At 36.7% G+C, this 17536-nt stretch carries 16 protein-coding genes and 1 tRNA gene; 8 read left to right on the top strand and 9 right to left on the bottom strand.

Annotated elements, in window-relative coordinates; genetic code table 11:
• The first annotated feature begins 67 nt into the window (after positions 1–67).
• The 4 genes from FW778_RS00890 (at position 68) to FW778_RS00875 (ending at position 3715) form a co-directional block, all read left to right on the top strand.
• Complete coding sequence (locus FW778_RS00890) at positions 68–880, top strand: 2,3,4,5-tetrahydropyridine-2,6-dicarboxylate N-succinyltransferase (RefSeq protein ID WP_202552018.1); 813 nt, start codon at positions 68–70, stop codon at positions 878–880.
• A gap of 26 nt (positions 881–906) precedes the next feature.
• A tRNA-Leu gene (locus FW778_RS00885) sits at positions 907–990 on the top strand.
• Between the two features lie 89 nt (positions 991–1079).
• On the top strand, positions 1080–2300 hold the full coding sequence (locus FW778_RS00880; protein WP_150412689.1) for a DUF6786 family protein: 1221 nt from the start codon (positions 1080–1082) through the stop codon (positions 2298–2300).
• A 248-nt stretch (positions 2301–2548) separates the two neighbouring features.
• Positions 2549–3715 (top strand): glycoside hydrolase family 172 protein, encoded by a 1167-nt coding sequence (locus FW778_RS00875; RefSeq protein WP_150412688.1) that lies wholly within the window; start codon positions 2549–2551, stop codon positions 3713–3715.
• A gap of 65 nt (positions 3716–3780) precedes the next feature.
• Here the strand turns inward: FW778_RS00875 and FW778_RS00870 are convergent, their stop codons facing one another.
• The 4 genes from FW778_RS00870 to ppsA form a co-directional block, all read right to left on the bottom strand.
• Positions 3781–4053 carry a zinc ribbon domain-containing protein gene (locus tag FW778_RS00870; RefSeq protein ID WP_150412687.1) on the bottom strand — a complete coding sequence of 91 codons (273 nt, stop codon included), beginning with the start codon at positions 4051–4053 and terminating at the stop codon, positions 3781–3783.
• A 149-nt stretch (positions 4054–4202) separates the two neighbouring features.
• Positions 4203–4448: a YtxH domain-containing protein gene (locus FW778_RS00865; protein WP_150412686.1), complete on the bottom strand. Its 246-nt coding sequence runs from the start codon at positions 4446–4448 to the stop codon at positions 4203–4205.
• A 238-nt stretch (positions 4449–4686) separates the two neighbouring features.
• Positions 4687–4986 carry a ribosome hibernation-promoting factor, HPF/YfiA family gene (hpf, locus tag FW778_RS00860; RefSeq protein WP_150412685.1) on the bottom strand — a complete coding sequence of 100 codons (300 nt, stop codon included), beginning with the start codon at positions 4984–4986 and terminating at the stop codon, positions 4687–4689.
• 63 nt (positions 4987–5049) lie between these two features.
• Positions 5050–7455 (bottom strand): phosphoenolpyruvate synthase, encoded by a 2406-nt coding sequence (ppsA, locus tag FW778_RS00855; RefSeq protein WP_150412684.1) that lies wholly within the window; start codon positions 7453–7455, stop codon positions 5050–5052.
• Positions 7456–7762: 307 nt separating this feature from the next.
• Between ppsA and FW778_RS00850 the strand changes: the two genes are divergently transcribed.
• Both FW778_RS00850 and FW778_RS00845 read left to right on the top strand, forming a co-directional pair.
• Positions 7763–8245 carry a hypothetical protein gene (locus FW778_RS00850; RefSeq protein WP_150412683.1) on the top strand — a complete coding sequence of 161 codons (483 nt, stop codon included), beginning with the start codon at positions 7763–7765 and terminating at the stop codon, positions 8243–8245.
• A 140-nt stretch (positions 8246–8385) separates the two neighbouring features.
• Positions 8386–9396, top strand: a complete 1011-nt coding sequence (locus FW778_RS00845; RefSeq protein ID WP_150412682.1) for a metal-dependent hydrolase — start codon at positions 8386–8388, stop codon at positions 9394–9396.
• Here the strand turns inward: FW778_RS00845 and FW778_RS00840 are convergent.
• Positions 9393–10574, bottom strand: a complete 1182-nt coding sequence (locus FW778_RS00840; RefSeq protein ID WP_150412681.1) for a phospholipase D-like domain-containing protein — start codon at positions 10572–10574, stop codon at positions 9393–9395. The genes FW778_RS00845 and FW778_RS00840 overlap by 4 nt on opposite strands.
• 154 nt (positions 10575–10728) lie before the next feature.
• Between FW778_RS00840 and mgtA the strand changes: the two genes are divergently transcribed.
• Positions 10729–13260 (top strand): magnesium-translocating P-type ATPase, encoded by a 2532-nt coding sequence (gene mgtA, locus FW778_RS00835; protein ID WP_150412680.1) that lies wholly within the window; start codon positions 10729–10731, stop codon positions 13258–13260.
• 88 nt (positions 13261–13348) lie between these two features.
• On the opposite strand, the gene FW778_RS00830 is transcribed toward mgtA, so the two are convergent.
• The 4 genes from FW778_RS00830 to FW778_RS00815 form a co-directional block, all read right to left on the bottom strand.
• Positions 13349–13816, bottom strand: a complete 468-nt coding sequence (locus tag FW778_RS00830; RefSeq protein ID WP_150412679.1) for a pyridoxamine 5'-phosphate oxidase family protein — start codon at positions 13814–13816, stop codon at positions 13349–13351.
• A 60-nt stretch (positions 13817–13876) separates the two neighbouring features.
• Positions 13877–15529 carry an alpha-glucan family phosphorylase gene (glgP, locus tag FW778_RS00825; RefSeq protein WP_150412678.1) on the bottom strand — a complete coding sequence of 551 codons (1653 nt, stop codon included), beginning with the start codon at positions 15527–15529 and terminating at the stop codon, positions 13877–13879.
• A 10-nt stretch (positions 15530–15539) separates the two neighbouring features.
• A complete protein-coding gene (locus FW778_RS00820) occupies positions 15540–15986 on the bottom strand; it encodes an Hsp20/alpha crystallin family protein (RefSeq protein WP_150412677.1) in 447 nt (148 codons plus the stop codon).
• Between the two features lie 131 nt (positions 15987–16117).
• A complete protein-coding gene (locus FW778_RS00815; protein WP_150412676.1) occupies positions 16118–16495 on the bottom strand; it encodes a DUF7670 domain-containing protein in 378 nt (125 codons plus the stop codon).
• A gap of 155 nt (positions 16496–16650) precedes the next feature.
• On the opposite strand from FW778_RS00815, the gene FW778_RS00810 reads away from it, so the two are divergent.
• The gene (locus FW778_RS00810) at positions 16651–17478 is read left to right on the top strand and encodes a universal stress protein (RefSeq protein ID WP_150412675.1); all 828 of its coding nucleotides are present in this window, start codon (positions 16651–16653) and stop codon (positions 17476–17478) included.
• Positions 17479–17536: the final 58 nt, after the last annotated feature.

Here is a 17536-nt window from a genome sequence, read left to right as displayed (position 1 = left end):
AAAGTTATCAATTAATCATTTGCATATATTTTGTGTTTACACATTATGTTTGCAAAAAATTGAAATTATGGATCTGGAAAAAATGATAAGGGAAGCATGGGATAATCGCGAGCTGTTAAAAGACGAAAATTACACCAATGCAATCAGAGATGTTATTGAGCAGGTGGACAAAGGAAAACTTCGAACAGCCCAACCCGGTAGTAACGGGTGGATAGTAAACGAATGGGTAAAGCAGGCTATTCTTTTATACTTTGGTATTCAGCAAATGGAAACTTACATTTTGCCGCCCTTTGAATTTTACGACAAAATGAAATTGAAAAGCAATTATAAAGAATTGGGTGTTCGTGCGGTGCCACATGCGGTTGCACGCTATGGAGCTTACTTGGCAAAAAACGTGGTGCTTATGCCCAGTTATGTAAACATAGGTGCTTATGTAGACGAAGGAACAATGGTGGATACATGGGCGACTGTTGGCAGTTGTGCGCAGATAGGGAAACACGTACACCTCAGTGGTGGCGTCGGTATTGGCGGTGTGTTAGAGCCTTTGCAGGCTAGCCCGGTTATTATAGAAGATGGTTGTTTTATTGGTAGCCGGTGTATTGTTGTTGAAGGTGTGAGGGTTGAAAAAGAAGCTGTTTTAGGTGCCAATGTAGTGCTTACACAATCCACAAAAATAATTGATGTAAGCGGTAGCGAGCCGGTGGAAACCAAAGGAGTTGTGCCATCACGTAGCGTGGTGATACCCGGCAGTTATATGAAAAAATTTCCCGCGGGCGAATACAATGTTAGTTGTGCGCTCATAATTGGAAAGCGCAAAGAAAGCACGGATAAAAAGACAAGCCTGAATGATGCATTGAGAGATTTTAATGTAAGTGTGTAACTTGAAGGTTTTATATTTGCAGCATAGCCCGGGTGGCGAAATTGGTAGACGCACTGTGTTCAGGTCGCAGCGTTCGCAAGGATGTGCTGGTTCGAATCCAGTCCCGGGCACTCAGAAGCCTTATAAATTTTTTATTTATAAGGCTTTATTGTGGTTAAAAAAGCTTATCCTGTGTAAGCAATCTTTACAATAACTTGACATGAATAAACTAAAGGTTATTTTGCTTTTGTCTCTTATTGCCGCATGTAACAATAGTAGTTCCGTTAATGAAAATAAGAGCACTGAACAATTGAATAAAGGTACCTACGGTTACGATGTTGCATTTCTAAAAAAATATTCACCTCACTTAGTGCAATTGCAGGATAGTAATATGAAAATATTAGTAAGTGCCGATTACCAGGGAAGAGTTATGACCAGCTCAGCCACAGGCGATAGTGGTTCCGGATATGGATGGATAAATTATAACCTTATATCGTCTGGTGAAAAGAAAAAACAATTTAATCCTGTGGGCGGTGAAGAAAGATTCTGGCTTGGCCCCGAAGGAGGACAATATTCTATTTATTTTAACAAAGGCGATTCATTTAATATTATGCATTGGCAGGTGCCGCCAGTTGTTGATACGGAAACTTACAACATTGTTCAACAGGATAAATCGTCTGTAACATTTTCTAAAAGCGCGGTAATCACCAATTATTCCGGCACAACTTTTAATCTTGATATTAAGAGAAAAGTTGAATTGCTTAACAAAAACGCTGTTGAAAAAAATCTCCACATATCAATTCCTGAAGGTGTTCAATATGTTGCGTATGAATCTACCAATCAAATAAAAAATACAGGAAGCCGAGAATGGAAAAAAGACAGTGGCCTCCTTTCAATCTGGTTATTAGGCATGATGAATCCAACCCCGCAAACAAAGGTTGTTATTCCATTTATTCCCGGGCCAAATGCAAAATCATACATAACAGATAATTATTTTGGAAAAATCCCCGCCAATCGGTTAATGGTGAAGGACAGCGTTTTGTTTTTTAGATGTGATGGCAAATCAAGAGGTAAGCTGGGCCTATCACCCGCAATTGCAAAACCCATTGTTGGTAGTTATGATTTTAAAAAAAATGTTCTGACTATTTTAATTCCTGAAGTTCATAACGGTGAAGCATACGTTAATTCAAAATGGGAAATTCAACAGCAACCTTATAAAGGTGATGTTATTAATTCATACAACGACGGGCCGCTGGAAGATGGAACACAACTTGGCCCTTTTTACGAAATAGAATCCTCTTCTCCTGCAAGAGAGCTACGGCCAGGTGAAACACAAGAATATCATCAGTTAACCTGTCATTTCCAGGGCGACTATTCAGCATTAAAAGAATTGGCAAAGCAATTATTATTTATAGATCTCGATGAATTGAAGAACTGGTAAACTTTAATAAGATTAAATTATTTAAAACATCAGCAGGTATTCTTCTTCAGCATAGCAATAAAAATTATTTATTGAATGAGGAATGGAATACTTTAATAAACCGGGATAATTTATTTGAATATTTATCTCGGCAGCCGACTGACAATATATTCATTAGCGAAACTGAAGCAAAGATGATGCAGAAAAAAAATAAAATAGTTTTGTTTAGAAAAATTAAGCCTAGTATCTAATAATATAAATCTCTTCAAATGCATAAGAAAATTATTACCTGTTTATTAATCTTTATAACATTAAAAACAAGTGCTCAGCAAAACAATTCTTTTAACGGAATAGATGTAAACCTCGATAACCTGTATCGTTTATCTAACGCGAAATCTCGTTCTATAAGTCCTGAAAATTTTAATGGCGCCAAAGGCGAAGGAGGTAAAGCAGTAACGGGAACAGGTTCTAAGCCTGCAAGAGAGTTAGGTAAAGGCTGGAAGATAAGCCCAAGCGTTGTTATAAAATCTAACTCAACATATACCATTGCCGAAATTAACGAAGCAGGTTGTATCAAGCACATCTGGATGACACCAACCGGAAACTGGCGTAATGAAATAATAAGAATGTATTGGGATGATGAAACCACTCCTTCGGTTGAAGTTCCCGTAGGTGATTTTTTTTGTATGGGATGGAACAAATATGCTCCGCTGCAATCCCTGGCAGTTTGTGTTAACCCGGGAAGCGCATTTAATTGTTATTGGTCAATGCCCTTTCGTAAAAAATGTAAAATCACTTTAGAAAACCGGGATAATGCTGATATGGTTTTATATTACCAGGTTGATTACGTCCTAACGGATGTTGATAAAAATGCAGCCTATTTTCATGCACAATACCACCGGATAAATCCGCTTCCTTTTAAACAGGATTATGTATTAGTTGATAATATTAAAGGTAAGGGGCAATATGTAGGAACTTATATGGCTTATGGTTCTCACCGCAACGGATGGTGGGGAGAAGGAGAGATAAAATTTTTTATGGATGGAGATACTGATTACCCTACAATCTGCGGCACCGGAACAGAAGATTATTTCTGCGGTTCTTATGACTTTGATACAAGAAAGAAAAATGAATCCGGCGTTGAAACATCAGCGTACACTGAGTTTTGTACGCCTTATACGGGCCTTGCACAGGTCATTCGCGGCGATGGACATTATAATATTGAACAGCGCTTTGGTTTGTATCGCTGGCACATTACCGATCCGGTGCGTTTCGAAAATTCATTGAAAGTTACCATCCAGGATTTGGGCTGGCACTCAGACGGGCGCTATATGCCATTGCAGGATGATATTGCTACTGTGGCTTACTGGTATCAAACTGAACCGCATAATCCTTTTCCTGAGTTGCTCTCAAAAGATGCGTTGGAGGTAAATTAATTTCATCCGGCTACCATCCAATAGGGTAAAAACTAACGTCGTGTCACCGATGCCGTTAGAACGGTTTATGCTAAAACCGATTTGTCTTGCCAACGTTTTAAATGTGCAAGGCTATCGAGTGACTTTTGAATAATATCATTGGGAAGATTCATCTGCTGCATTTGAATTGTAACGGTTGATTTCATTTCTTCAAATGTCATTTCGGGTTCGGTAAAAGCTCCATCTTTATAACAATATTTGCAATATTCACTGCTTTTTGATTTGTCTTTTTCAGTGCCCCTGTCATTTATATCATCGATAGGCATGCTGCAACTCTGGCAAAATATTTTGTGTTCCATATTCATCTTTTTATATTTAAAAATTAAATATTGGTGATACTATTTGGGCATTATTTTTCTCGGTTCCGGGTTTATTATAACGCCGAAAGTCATTAAAAAGAATTAGAATATTTTCTTAGTTTAATTTTTTATTGACTATAAAATGTTCTTTATATAAACTCTTTTACTTTTTCATTTAAGACCACTATTTTTTCTTTAACTCCGTCTCTAAGTTCAGAAAATTTCTCCTTTCCTTTATTAACGCTGTCTTTAATTGAGCCGGTAAATTTATCCCTGGTATCTGTTATTTTTTTCCTCGTATCTTTTCCTTTGTTAGGTGCAAACAAAAGTCCCAGCAATCCACCGAGAGCCAAACCAGAAGCCAGTGCTATCAACACTTTGCTATTTTTTTTCATGACTAAAAATTTTAGGGTGAACAATATATTTTACCGAAGATAGGTGTCGGCCCAATTGCGAGATATGATGGCAGGCAAAGGTTCGCATGATTATAATCACAGGATGTTAAAACACAGGAGCCGGATAGACATCCAGCTCCGTTTTCAATCCAATATCCTATGAAAAACCGACGTGAAGATAAAACCACGTTGTAATAATGAAGATGACGGTGGTCACCTGTTTCCATGATTTATCTTTTTAATGCGTCATTAATTTTGTTTTCCTTTTTTCTATTTGCCTTTGTAAAGCATCCACGCATTGTGCGGTGGCTTCTTCAAATGTTTTGCATTGCGCTGTTGCCAGTAAATCATTACCCGGTATGCTTAATTTTATATCGCATACTTTATTTTCTTTTGTGGATGATTTGTCTATACTAAAAGATACTTCACATTCGATGATTTCGTCATAGAAACGGGAAAGCTTCCCTGCTTTGTCGTGTGCAAAATCTTTTAAATCTGGTTTTGCATTAAATCCTAATGTTTTAATTGTAATATTCATCTTATTTAATTTTATTTTCTGAAATTGTTTCTAATGTTATAGTGATTTATACAGTGGTGTTTGTTATAAATGTGCCATCATCTTTGATTTCGTATTTGATTCTGCCAAAATAATATTTTCAATTCCTTTCAGCACTGCATCCGGATTAAAAGAAATGCTGTCAATACCATTCTCAACAAGAAATTTTGCAAACTCAGGGAAGTCGCTTGGTGCCTGGCCGCATAACCCAATTTTTTCGCCCGCTTGTTTTGCTTTATGAATTACCATCTTTATCATTTCCATGGCGGCTTCATTTTGCTCGCTGAAGAGTGAGCTAACAATTGCGGAATCCCTGTCAATGCCAAGTGTAAGCTGTGTTAAATCATTGGAGCCAATTGAAAAGCCATCAAATATTGCTGCAAATTTCTCTGCAAGCAACACATTGCTTGGTATTTCAGCCATTACATAAATTTCAAGTGATTCATCTTTAATCCTGTCCAGGCCATTTTGCTTCATTACTTCAATTACCTTACTTCCTTCTTCTACAGTACGGCAAAACGGAATCATTACTTTTACGTTTACTAATCCCATTTCTTCCCTCACCTGTTTTATGGCTTCGCATTCCAGCCGGAAACCATCCTTGTACAAATCATTATAATATCTTGATGCGCCCCTGAAACCAAGCATAGGATTTTCTTCATGGGGTTCAAAATCTTTTCCTCCAATCAGGTTAGCATATTCGTTAGTTTTAAAATCGCTCATGCGCACAATAACATCTTTTGGATAAAAAGCCGCCGCAATGGTTGCTATACCTTCAGCAAGTTTATCAACAAAATATTTTTCTTTGTTGGGATAATGATGAGTTAACTCTTCTATCTTTTGTTTTACAGCCGCATCTTTTATTTCATTAAACTTAATTAGTGCCATAGGGTGCACCTGTATAAAATGAGTAATGATAAATTCTATGCGCATGAGTCCAACACCATCGTTGGGATAAAATGAAAACTTAAAAGCTTTATCCGGATCGCCAACAATCATCATCACCTCCGTGGATTGGGGTTTTGTAATATTGGTAAAATCCAGGTCCGTTTCTTTGTATGACAACTCGCCTTTATAAACGAACCCTTTTTCTCCTTCACAGCAGGAAACTGTAATTAATTCGCCATCCTTTATTGTTTGTGTTGCGTTGCCACAACCTACCACAGCCGGCACTCCCAGCTCTCTTGCAACAATAGATGCGTGGCTTGTTCTTCCACCTTTATTGGTAACGATAGCGGCTGCATTTTTCAAAATAGGATCCCAATCGGGCGACGTCATATCTGTTATAACAATTTCACCTTTTTTTAGTTTATCACCATCTTTCGGCGATTCCAGAATGCGGGCTGTACCAATGGCAATTTTGCTCCCTATGGCACTACCCGCCGCAAGTGCCTCACCTTTTGCAATAAGTTTATATTCTTTTATATGATATGGATTTTTTTGTGAATGAACCGTTTCCGGTCTTGCCTGCACAATAAATAATTCGTTGGTAAGTCCATCTTTGGCCCATTCAATATCCATTGGTTTTTGATAATGTTCTTCAATCACTGAAAACCAGTTGGCCAATTGAATTACTTCTTCATCGGCTAACACATATTGTTCCCGCTTATCTTTTTCAGTTTCAATATTTATAATTGGAGAAGTTGCACCAGGCGTTGTAGCATATATCATTGTCTTCTCTTTCTCACCCAATTTTTTTTGAACGATTGCTTTTTTATTTTGTTTTAATGTTGGTTTAAAAACAAAAAACTCATCAGGTGTCACAGTTCCCTGTACAATATTTTCGCCCAAACCCCATACGCCGCTTATATGAATAATATCTCTGAAACCTGATTCTGGTTCCAATGTAAAACCAACACCAGAGCAACCTTTATCGGAACGAACCATTTTTTGGATGCCTACCGATAAGGCAACTTTATCATGGGCAAAACCATTGTCTTCGCGGTACTTAATAGCTCTGTCAGTATAGAGTGATGCGAAACATTTTTGCACTGCCTTCAATAATTCTTCTTCACCCTTAACATTTAAAAAAGATTCGTGCTGGCCTGCAAAGCTTGCCTGTGGCAAGTCTTCGGCGGTGGCGCTGCTGCGTACTGCAACTTCAATATCTTTCTCACCAGACAGCTCTTTATATGCTGATACAATTTCATCTTCTAATTCATCCGGTAACCAAACATCCATGATGAGCTTTCTAGCATTGCTGCCTATCTCTTTAAGATTAGTAAAATCTTTTTTATCCAGTTGTTGCATCAACTGTTGCAGCGGTTGACGAATTGAATTGTAATCTAAAAAATACCAGAAGGCGTGGGCCGTGGTGGCGAAGCCATCGGGTACTTTAATACCTTTCGTAGAGAGCTTTGAAAACATTTCCCCAAGGGAGGAATTTTTGCCACCCACTACAGGTAAATCAGCGAGGTTGATATCGCAGAATTTTTTAATTAATGGCTGCATAAAATAGATTTCACCTAAACAAAATTTATTTTTTATACGCATTTAATAAATGACTACAATCAAAAGCAGGTGTGATGCTAATCAGTTATAAAAGTTTCAGAAGGTGCCTGGGAAAATATTCTTAGGTGAATTTTTGGCGGCAAATGTGTTTCAGCGAAAAAAACTGCTGCGTGGAAAATTTTCTAAACTTTAATAAGTTTAACTACAATCATTTTAATTATTGACTGAAATCATAGCTCCTGGTTTCTATTTGAGCTATTTTGAACCAGAATTGATTTTCATTTATTCACAATTAATTATTTTTTTTATGAAAAAACAGATTATTGCAATAATGGCTCTTCTGCTTTTTTGCGGAGGTCGTTTATTTGCACAAAAGGATTCCGTTGTTACATTGCCGGAAATAACAATTACGGGGAGTGCAAAAATTAGTAATGAACTTGGGAAAGCCTTTAGAAAATCGTTCCCGGGTGCCCAGGATCTTAGATGGTATAAATTAGACCAGGACTACCTGGCGAAATTTATTAAAGAAGACATGGCGCATAACGCCTTGTTCAAAAAGAATGGCTTTCTGAAATACGACATCAGCTATGGACATGAAAATAATTTGCCTGAGCAAACCCATGAAATGATCCAGCAAGCTTACAAAGATTATAATATTACTACGGCAATAAATGTGAAATCAGCAGGAAGGGATATTTGGGTGGTTCATCTTGAAGGTCTTAAAAATTTAGTGACAGTAAGAGTTGAAGACCAGGATTTAGAAGAAGTAGAGCGGTTTGAAAAATCCTAATCGGGTATGATGAAAATTCTAATATTTTATAAAGGCGCTATTGTAAATTTATAGCGCCTTTGGATTCCTTTATATTTATATTAAACTACAATTGCCCTCATTTAATATGAATCAGTTTACTGTAACCCTTTAATTGATAAATGGATTCACTCACTCATATAGCACTCGGGGCATGTATTGGCGAAGCTTTTTTTGAAAAAGGATTTGGTAAAAAAGCTATGTTCTGGGGCGCACTGGCACAAAGCATTCCTGATGTTGATTTTATATCATCTACGTGGTTAAACACTTCTGAAGCATTGCTTGCTCACAGGGGTTTTACTCATTCCATTTTATTTGCGTTGATCATTATTCCCATATTTGCATTAACTGCAGACAGAATTCACCGGCCTCATAACATCGCATTTCGAACGTGGATTTTATTCTTTGCGGCAGAAGTATTTGTTCATTTATTTATTGATGGCTTTAACAATTATGGAGTAGGCTGGCTGGAACCGTTTACCCATGCTCGTTATTCTTTCAATACCATCTATGTTGCAGACCCTTTTTTTTCTATATGGCCAGGTATTGCATTTTTTATGCTGATAATTTTAAATGCTTATAGCCCAAAAAGAACATTCTGGTGGAAGGTCGGTGTAATTATTCCATTTATTTATCTCGGTTATTGCACCATTAATAAATTAAAAATTAATCATGATGTGAAAGAGATTTTTGCAACCCAACATATTCCGCATGAAAGATATTTTACAACGCCTGCCCCATTGCAAAACTGGCTGTGGTATGTAGTAGCGGGCAATGACAACGGTTATTATGTGGGTTTCCGCTCTTTGTTCGACAGGAGAAAATATATCAACTTTCAATATTTCCCGCGGAATGATTCGTTGCTAAAGGCTGTCGCCAACCATGAAGACCTGCAAAAGCTGATTCGATTTTCGCAGCAATTTTACACCATAGAAAAATATAGCGATACACTTGTGTTTAACGATTTGCGCTTTGGCCAAATCATTGGCTGGGAGAATCCAAAAGAAAGATTTGTTTTCCATTATTACCTGCAACATCCAGAAGATAATAAGCTTGTTGTTCAAAGAGGGCGCTTCGAAAAATGGGACTGGCAGATTGTAAAAGGATTGTTGAGAAGAATTGAAGGAAATTAATTAAGGTGTTTAAAATAGAATGTAAATAAATAAAACACCACTCTTATAAACTGGTAAGAACACCAACGAATAAATTGCCTTAACAAATTTTTCTTTCGCGTTTGATGCTCTGAGGTAATACGGATGCAATCATTCGCAATAATTTCTTCCAGCGTTTTACGGACCTGTGCTGCAAAGCCGGGATTGCGCACGTCTAAGTTCAGCTCAATACTCGCATAAGCGCTTATGTTATTAATGTTGTAAGAACCAATGGTCATCCATTGGTCATCACAAACAGCGATCTTTCCATGCAGAATGGCTTTTTGATATTCATACAATTCAATTCCATTTCTCAAGAGCCAATCGTACAACCAACGTTCTGCGTTTTTAGCAAGTATCACATCCGAATGGCCGGCGGCAATTACCCTGATGGTAACCCCACGCTTAATGGCATTTACAATTTGCTTTCTTATTATTTTGCCTGGTAAAAAATAGCTGCATAAAATAGTTACTTGTTTTGTTGATGTTCGCAGCATTTCTACATATGTTGATGAGATTTCATTTTTACGACGTACCCAATCATTGCGGCGCATTCTTACTTCACTCCGGTTTCCTAATGGAATTGAGAAACTAATTTGTTTCAATTCGCAAGGGGTTAGAGCCATATTAAGTGAAAAACCATTCCATGTTTTCCAGCAAAGAATACAGAGCTGTTTGGCAATTTCGCCTTCGGCATACAATGCAAAATCAAGCCACGCGGGCTTTCCCGGCATATCGTTATAGCGGTCAGCAATATTTATTCCTCCCACTAAAGCGTATTTCATATCTGCTACCGCAAGCTTATGATGCATTCTCCTGCCAAAATAAAAATACCTGCTTGCAAAAAATGGTTCGAAATAACGGAAACGAATACCCGCGTTTCTTAGGCCATGAACAAACGATTTTGACATGCCTTGTGAAGCATAGCCATCGGCCATCAAATAAACATCCACATTTCTTTTCACTGCAGCTTTCATCGCATCAGCCACCAACCGCCCGGTTACATCATCATCAAAAATGTAGGATTGAATATGAATATTCTCTTTTGCTTCATGAATAAGTTGTAAAAGAAGATTAAAATATTCCTTACCTGCCCTGATAAGTTTTACCTGGTTATTTGAAGTATATCCATTTGATAGCTTCGTTTTTTTCAATGACATACCAGTGCCAAATTAATGTTTCTTTTGTTTTTTGTATTCAATCTCAAATATTTAAAAAGCAGTACAATTAATTTATGGTTCAACATCATTTTCCCCTATGATGAATATCAGCTCATAAGGCGCGGTTCATCAGTATTTTCAGCGTATAATTTTCATGAAAGATAAATTTATACTTACTGCGGCCCTTGATTATTTCTCTTCCGTATCAACCAGGGAGATTGTTGAAAAGTTGGAGAGCAATGAGGAACGCGGGCTTAGTAATGAAGAAGCGGCATTACGTATAAAGGAATTTGGAAAAAATACAATTGAATCCAAAAAACACAAACACTTTTTGGTTGAATTACTTAGCCACTTTAAAAGCCCGCTCGTATTAATACTAACGGTTGCAGCCGTTATCTCTTATTCATTGGGCGAAACTATTAATGCCTCTATTATTCTTTTTATTATAGTTGTAAGCATTGCTATAGATTTTTACCAGGAACGGGATGCACGAAACGCGGCTGAAAAACTAAAGCAAAGTGTAAAAAGCAAAGCGCAAATTATCCGTGACAATGTTCAGATTGAAGTTTTTCATGAAGAAATTTGCCTGGGGGATATAATTATGCTGAGCGCCGGAAAAATTGTTCCGGCAGATGCCAGGCTTCTTTTTGCAAAAGATTTTTTTGTGAATCAATCTTCTTTAACCGGGGAATCATTTCCTGCTGAAAAAAAAAGTGACGTTACTAATATTGATAAACCCAACCTGCCTGATTTATCAAATATAGTTTTCATGGGGTCAAGTATAATCAGTGGAATTGCAAAAGCAATAGTTGTAAAAACAGGCGCTGCCACTGAGTTTGGAAAAATTGCTGCAAATTTGATTCAACCTGAAACAGAAACAGATTTCAGTAAAGGAATTAAAGAATTCGGGTACCTAATAATGAAAGTGACCATCGTGTTGGTGTTATTTATTTTTTTGATTAACGCGGTATTGAAACACGACCTGCTGGAATCATTTATGTTTTCGCTTGCTGTTGCAGTTGGCTTAACTCCGGAACTGTTGCCAATGATTATGGCTATAACAATGTCGAAGGGTTCGGCACACATGGCTAAGAAAGGAGTTATTGTAAAACGGCTTTCGTCTATCCCCAGTTTTGGAAGTATGGAAGTTTTGTGCACTGATAAAACAGGAACAATAACTGAAGATAAAATTCACCTTGTGAAATATGTTGATAAAGAAGGAAACAATTCTGAATATTTGTTGTTGCTGGCTTATTTAAACAGTTTTTATCAAACGGGGATAAAAAACCCACTCGACGATGCAGTTGTTTCATTTCAAAAAGTTGATATAAATAATTACATCAAAAAGGATGAGATTCCATTCGACTTTGTGCGTAAAAGAATGAGTGTAGTAGTTACTTATCAAAATAGAAATATTCTCATTTGCAAAGGTGCTCCGGAAGAAATATTTAAATCCTGTTTGATAAATGACCAGGACAAAGTGGCTGCTAACAAACAATACGAAATGCTGAGCAATGACGGATTTCGTGTACTCGCTATTGCTACCAAAGAAACGGGTGCAGATGAAATTTTTACTAAAGAAGATGAATGTGAAATGGAGCTGAAAGGCTTTATAGCTTTCCTCGATCCCCCAAAAATGGATGCCTATGAAATGATTGCGGCATTGAATACAATTGGCGTTGAGGTGAAAATTATAACGGGTGATAATCTTTTGGTAACTCAAAAAGTTTGTGAACAAATTGGGCTTACCGTTAAGGGATTTATGCAGGGGCATGAAGTGAATGACATTACTGACGAGGCACTGCAAAGAAGGGTAAAAGATGTTACGATTTTTACAAGATTCTCTCCTGAACAAAAAAACAGGATAATCATGTCTTTAAAGAAACACCATCACGCCGTAGGCTATATGGGTGATGGTATTAATGATGCCCCTTCATTAAAAACTGCCGACATTGGTATTTCAGTAAACAGTGCCACTGACGTTACCAAAGATGCTGCCGATATTATACTCACGCAAAAAGATTTGATGGTACTCAAAGAAGGAATACTGGAAGGCCGCAAAACATTTGGCAATACCATGAAATATATTTTAATGGACCTTAGCTCAAACTTTGGCAACATGTTTTCGGTGGCTGCTGCAACAATGTTTCTTCCATTTTTGCCTATGTTGCCGGTGCAGATTCTGATCAATAATTTTTTGTACGATACATCACAGGTGACTATTCCTACTGATAATGTAGACGAAAGCTACATTAAAAAACCGCAGCGATGGAACCTCAAAATGATCTATAGCTTTATGTTTATTTTCGGGCTAACCAGTTCCATATTCGATCTGCTTACTTTTTATTTGCTGTATAAATATTTTTCGGTGGATGAAGCTCAATTTCGTACCGGTTGGTTTATGGAATCTTTAGCCACACAAATTCTGGTTGTATTTATTATTCGTACGAGGCTTGTTCCTTTCAAGCAAAGCAACCCGGGCAAAAAGTTAGTTATGAGCGTTTTGTTTTGCCTGGCAATAGGCTGGTTGTTACCGTACTTACCATTTGCCCCACGTATAGGTTTTGATAAATTACCCGGGCAGGTAATTCTGTTCATTATTGCCATAGTTGCCATTTATTTATTTACGGCGGAATTTGTAAAGAGATTTATTTACCACCGGTTTTTAAAAAACGTTGCTTCCTGAAATTTTAAGAGGTAAACGTATTTATCTTCGTGTACTCTTTCTTGTTATATTCCCGGATTTCTTAAAAAAACAGATGCCGATGCTAATTTTAGAAAACTATTTCATCGCTTTTTTCAAAGCGCCCGGTTTTTTTATCGAGAGAAATACATAAAATAATTCCTTTCATCTTATCGATATCCTCTTTTGAAGAAAAAGGCCATTGTGGAGATAACTGGACGGTTTTACTTGCGACACCTGAAATTTTGCGGGCAAGTAATTTTTCTATGCCTGCTTTTCTTTCACTTGGTTCAGTGAGTTCTTTAAAATCGCCCCAGGCTATAACGGATTTCCAATTGGCCATGTTTTCCATCGTGTCAACTTCAAAACAAACCCTTGGGTTTTTTCTCATTAAATCAATTTTTAATCCCTCATAGGAACGTGCATATATACATTTGCCATCGTAGGCATAACTTATGGGCACTATGTAGGTTACATTATCTGCATGGCAACCAATACGGCCAATAATTTCTTCGGTAAGTACTTCTTCAATTTCGGTTTCGTTTAATTTTCCTATCATGTTTTTTATTTAATTGATTGAAAATAATTTTGTTTTCAATGTCTTCCAAAAAACAGGTTATCATTTGCTCATATACAATTTCTCATAATATTCCTGTGCCATTCGGTTACTGTCAAACGTTGGAACAATATCTTTCATACCATTTTTTATAAGTTCCATCCAACTGTGAGGATAATCATAATACATAGGAAGCACTTCCCTTTCCAATAAATTATACAAGCTTGCCGCGTCCAGGTCATCCTGCACATGATCTGGTTCTGAAATATCACAGGGTGTGATAATAAATGAATTGATTTTGTCATTGGCAAATTCCGGAAACCATCCATCCGGCAAAGCAACATTTACAGAGCCGTTCATTGCAGCAGCCATTCCACTCGTACCCGATGCTTCATGTGTAATGCGTGGTACATTTAACCATACATCAGAACCAGCCTTTAATAATTTGGCAAGTCTAAGTTCATAGCCAACCAATACAGAGCAGTTAGAATAGGTTTTAGCTATATCAACAATTTTATCAAACACACCTATACCGGCATAGTCCATCGGATAGGGTTTACCCGCCCAAATTATTTGTACAGGCCGGTCTTTGTTATTTACCAATTGCTCAAATCTTTCCATATCATGAAAAAATAAATCGGGGCGCTTATATCCCGCAAAGCGTTTGGCAAAAACTATTGTACAAATTTTATCATCATATATTTCACCGCATTGGTCTGCCACTACTTCAAACAAATCTCTCTTACGTTGCATTTTTATTCTTTGCATTTCTTTATCGTCATTATTCCTAAATGCTTTATATAAATCTTCATCGTGCCAGTAATTATAATTCTGTGCATTGGTAATGGAAATCATTTCACAGATACCTTCGAATGAATTCCACATTGCAGATAAAGTTTTTTGATGCATAACAGATACGCCATTCGCTTTATGCGAAAGGCGCAATGCTGCAAGGGTGTGGTCCATTGTATCACCTTCTGTTTGAGTGATTGCTTTTATTTCTGTTTGAGGAATATCACAAAAAAATCCCATTTTGTCCAGCAGCGCAATATTGGTTTTTGGGTTGCCGGATTCTTCAGGAGTATGATTAGTAAATACAAGACGTTTCTTTAACTCATTTATATCTTTATACTTGTTGTATAAATAAAATGCAAGTGGCAATGCATGCGATTCATTTAAATGATATATATCGGGTTCCCACTTCAATTCTTCTAATAATTTAGCGCCACCTTCGCCTAGCAATATGGATGCTGCAATTTTTGTTTCCGGATTGGCATCATATAATTTGTGCGAAATGGTTTTGGCCAGGTAATCATTTTCAGGTAAATCTGTAGTAAGAAAAAAAATTGGAACTGTATTAAAAACTTCCGGAGGGAGATAATAAGCTGTTACCCAAACGTCATGTTTGGAAACTTTAATAGTAAATTTGATACCGGTTTCTTTCAAAAAATTATATTTCTTTTCCTCAAACAATACATCCATTGTTTGGTCCTGCTTTCGCAACTGGTCATAATAACCGTATTTCCATAAGATGCCAATGCCTACCATGTTTTGTTGTAATTCAAATGCACTGCGCATATGGGAGCCTGCTAAAAAGCCTAATCCGCCTGCATATATTTTTAATGGCTGATGAATACCAAATTCCATACAGAAATATGCAACTTTTTTCTGGAACGCGGGATTTATATTATAAGGATGAGAGAAGGGAAAACTCATGTAAAACTCTTTAATAAACTATAATGTTTGCACGCAGGTTTTTTCTAAAATGTTTTGCCTTAGGAATAAAAAGGCGCAGGATTCCAGCTTTGTATTCAGCACTTATAAATTCTGTATCCACATTTTCAGGCAAAGTAATTTCACTATGGCAACATTCATAATTGAATTCTTTTTGTTTAGGATTTCCATGTCCATTAAATCCACGGTCTTTGTGCACTGCGTAAACCTGCAAGACATTTTCCGTTGCTTGTACCAGAAATTCTTCTCTTTTCATACCAGGGATTGCTATTTCTATCTTAAATAAATCTGCCAGTTCTGTAATATTAACCGGTGGATGATTGATTTTTTTCTTATGTGTTTTGCTGACCAATTTCTTTATCTCTTCTTCATTTACTGAAGGCACGTATTCTCCCGGGTAAATGGAATTTGGCGGCTTATATAATTTTGAAATTTTCATTTGATATATCTAAATGAAGATGAATCTCAAGTTACCACCAATTGCCAGTTAATTATATGATTCTAATTCCATGCCGGACTGACTTCAGTCATACTACCATCATACAAACAAAATTTTACTTTATACAATTTTTATTTTGCTGTTCTCAAATGCCAAAAAAATAATAGGGCACATATAATAAAAGGTAGCCCGAATATAAATGCCATATCGATATCGCGATAGTAAGAATGATATATCATTAAGGCTATTCCACCCAATAACATAACGATAGCACCAATATTTTCGCGAAATAAAACAATAACATAGCCCAATAAAGGCAATGCAAGAAGGAGGTTGAATAACGTTATGTGCGTAAAATTCATTTTCATAATATCAGGCAGCCCTATTCCGATAATAAAAGATGCAAAAAAACCGCAAACTAAAATACTGGTTATATGGGCCAGTATTTTTATATACAGGCTATTTCGAATTTTATTTTTATATAGAAAGTCTATTTCTTTTTGCTGCATTGTACAGTTTTAAAGCTGCTCAAGAATACAAGTAAGTTCTCGTGCATTCCATGATGCCAGTCAACGTTTAAATTGACTTGTGTCATGAGATTACTTACCATCAATCTATAACTTGCTTGAGCTAAAACAATAACTGCTTATCTCAAAATGCAAAAATGAAAACAATTATTGCTCCTACGGATTTTTCGCCGATTTCAATAAATGCGGTAAACTATGCAGCTGATATGGCCTTTGGCATTAACGCAAAATTAATACTGCTTCATGTAATTCATTTACCGATTATGGCCGCAGAACTTCCTGTATCAAAGGCCATTTATTCAGATCTCCTGGATGAAGCTGAAACTGAAATGGCTGCACTCTGCGACAAAATTTTACAGGCAACAGGCAATAATATTTTGGTTGAAACAATAACAGTATTTGGCTTTTTTCAGCAACAGATTAAAAGCTTGTGTAGGATCAATAAACCTTTTGCTGTGGTAATGGCCACTAAAGGTGCGGGAGCAACTTCGCATTTACTTTTTGGAAGTAATACTATTTATGCTGCAAAAAATTTACATTGCCCCGTAATTGTAATCCCTGAAAATAAAAAATTTACAGGAATAAAAAATATTGCATTAGCGTCCGACTTAAAAGACGTGTCGGAGACTATTCATTTCGATTATATTAAAAACCTCCTGAAACTCTTTGATGCCCGGTTAGACATTGTATGTATAATGAAAAATGATTCGGGTGTTCATAAAAAAGAAATGACAGGAGCCATCACCTTTCAAAATCAACTTGATAAATTTCATCCCCAACTGCATTTTATTACCAGTCCTAATATAGAAGCTGGCGTATTAGAATTTGCAAAAGACAACAAAGCAGACCTGCTTATAATAATTCCCAAAAAACATGGGTTGCTGGAATCACTCTTTCATAAAAGTCAATCAAAATCTTTTATTGATCATCCACACATTCCCATGTTATTTGTAACAGAGGCGTAAACGATTATTTAGAACGCATAAAAAAAGTAGTTAAAAATTATATGAAATGGATAGAGAT

It is taken from the genome of Ginsengibacter hankyongi, from assembly GCF_008710285.1.
Lineage (GTDB): Bacteria > Bacteroidota > Bacteroidia > Chitinophagales > Chitinophagaceae > Ginsengibacter > Ginsengibacter hankyongi.
Note: the sequence above shows the minus strand (reverse complement) of the source record. Positions and strands in the feature narration are given on the sequence as shown.

Bases quoted from the DNA above. Each gene is read 5' to 3' on its own strand.
- FW778_RS00880 (WP_150412689.1), top strand. From the start codon at position 1,080: ATGAATAAACTAAAGGTTATTTTGCTTTTGTCTCTTATTGCCGCATGT.
- FW778_RS00845 (WP_150412682.1), top strand. From the start codon at position 8,386: ATGGATTCACTCACTCATATAGCACTCGGGGCATGTATTGGCGAAGCT.
- FW778_RS00830 (WP_150412679.1), bottom strand. From the start codon at position 13,816: ATGATAGGAAAATTAAACGAAACCGAAATTGAAGAAGTACTTACCGAA.
- FW778_RS00865 (WP_150412686.1), bottom strand. From the start codon at position 4,448: ATGAAAAAAAATAGCAAAGTGTTGATAGCACTGGCTTCTGGTTTGGCT.
- FW778_RS00890 (WP_202552018.1), top strand. From the start codon at position 68: ATGGATCTGGAAAAAATGATAAGGGAAGCATGGGATAATCGCGAGCTG.
- mgtA (WP_150412680.1), top strand. From the start codon at position 10,729: ATGAAAGATAAATTTATACTTACTGCGGCCCTTGATTATTTCTCTTCC.
- FW778_RS00875 (WP_150412688.1), top strand. From the start codon at position 2,549: ATGCATAAGAAAATTATTACCTGTTTATTAATCTTTATAACATTAAAA.
- FW778_RS00850 (WP_150412683.1), top strand. From the start codon at position 7,763: ATGAAAAAACAGATTATTGCAATAATGGCTCTTCTGCTTTTTTGCGGA.
- ppsA (WP_150412684.1), bottom strand. From the start codon at position 7,455: ATGCAGCCATTAATTAAAAAATTCTGCGATATCAACCTCGCTGATTTA.
- FW778_RS00840 (WP_150412681.1), bottom strand. From the start codon at position 10,574: ATGTCATTGAAAAAAACGAAGCTATCAAATGGATATACTTCAAATAAC.
- FW778_RS00810 (WP_150412675.1), top strand. From the start codon at position 16,651: ATGAAAACAATTATTGCTCCTACGGATTTTTCGCCGATTTCAATAAAT.
- glgP (WP_150412678.1), bottom strand. From the start codon at position 15,529: ATGAGTTTTCCCTTCTCTCATCCTTATAATATAAATCCCGCGTTCCAG.
- FW778_RS00820 (WP_150412677.1), bottom strand. From the start codon at position 15,986: ATGAAAATTTCAAAATTATATAAGCCGCCAAATTCCATTTACCCGGGA.
- hpf (WP_150412685.1), bottom strand. From the start codon at position 4,986: ATGAATATTACAATTAAAACATTAGGATTTAATGCAAAACCAGATTTA.
- FW778_RS00870 (WP_150412687.1), bottom strand. From the start codon at position 4,053: ATGGAACACAAAATATTTTGCCAGAGTTGCAGCATGCCTATCGATGAT.
- FW778_RS00815 (WP_150412676.1), bottom strand. From the start codon at position 16,495: ATGCAGCAAAAAGAAATAGACTTTCTATATAAAAATAAAATTCGAAAT.